We start from the raw sequence: 949 nt of genomic DNA, 5'->3' as shown, positions 1-949 counted from the left end.
AGACGGTGGAAGCCGAAATGCGGGATGTGCTGCGCTCGTTGGGGGCCAGCTCTTGGGAGATCTTCACCAAGGTGGGGCTACCCCACAGCATGCCCTACCTGTTTGCCTCGTTGAAGGTGGCCATCTCCTTTGCTTTTGTCGGCTCGGTGATCTCGGAGACGGTGGCTTCTAACCAGGGGCTGGGCTACCTGATCGTGTCGGCCAGCTCTTCTTTTGATGTGCCTTTGGCCTTTGCGGGTTTGGTTGCCCTCGGCATTATGGGCATTTTGCTCTACACCTTTTTTGCGGCTTTGGAGCGCTATGTCCTGTCCTGGCGACAGTAGCATCTCTCCCCAGGGAGCCAACCCCTGCCTGAGCTAGCCCAGGTCTGGAAAGGTGGCTCGCACCGCCGGGTGGACGAGCTTGCCTGCCCTGACGTTTAGCCCTTTGGCCAAGGCCGGGTCTTGTTCCAAAGCAGCGGGCAAGCCGAGATTGGCCAGCTTGAGGATGTAGGGGAGAGTGGCGTTGACCAGCGCTTGGGTCGAAGTCCAGGGAACGGCTCCGGGCATGTTGGGAACGCCGTAGTGTAGCACCCCGTAGGCTTCGTAAACCGGCTGGGCATGGGTGGTAACCCGTGTGGTAGCAATGCACCCCCCCTGATCCACCGCCACATCCACAATGAGGGAGCGAGGACGCATTTGGGCCACCAACTCTTCTCCCACCAAGACCGGCGCCCGCCTTCCCGGCACCAACACTGCCCCCACCAGCAGGTCGGCCTCGCGAACACACTCTTCCACGCTTTGGGCCGTGCTGTAGAGCAGCTCTACCCGCGAGCCAAAAATCAGCTCCAGCTCGTTCAGCCGCTGCAGGTTAATGTCCAAAATCTGCACCCGTGCCCCCAAGCCTACGGCCATTTTGGCCGCCTCGGTGCCCACGGTTCCCCCGCCCAGGATCACCACCCGCCCCGGCG

At 61.7% G+C, this 949-nt stretch carries 2 protein-coding genes; one reads left to right on the top strand and one right to left on the bottom strand.

Going from position 1 to position 949, the window contains the following annotated elements; translation table 11 throughout:
- Positions 1-323, top strand: a 323-nt coding sequence (locus tag NW856_RS12760; RefSeq protein WP_414400576.1) for an ABC transporter permease, incomplete at its 5' end; no start/stop codon positions are given.
- Positions 324-356: 33 nt separating this feature from the next.
- On the opposite strand, the gene NW856_RS12755 is transcribed toward NW856_RS12760, so the two are convergent.
- A partial coding sequence (locus NW856_RS12755) for an alanine dehydrogenase (protein ID WP_414400575.1) occupies positions 357-949 on the bottom strand: 593 nt, incomplete at its 5' end.

This window comes from Synechococcus sp. R3-13 (assembly GCF_047462195.1).
Taxonomy (GTDB): domain Bacteria; phylum Cyanobacteriota; class Cyanobacteriia; order Thermostichales; family Thermostichaceae; genus Thermostichus.
This window is presented reverse-complemented; position numbering and strand designations above follow the sequence as displayed.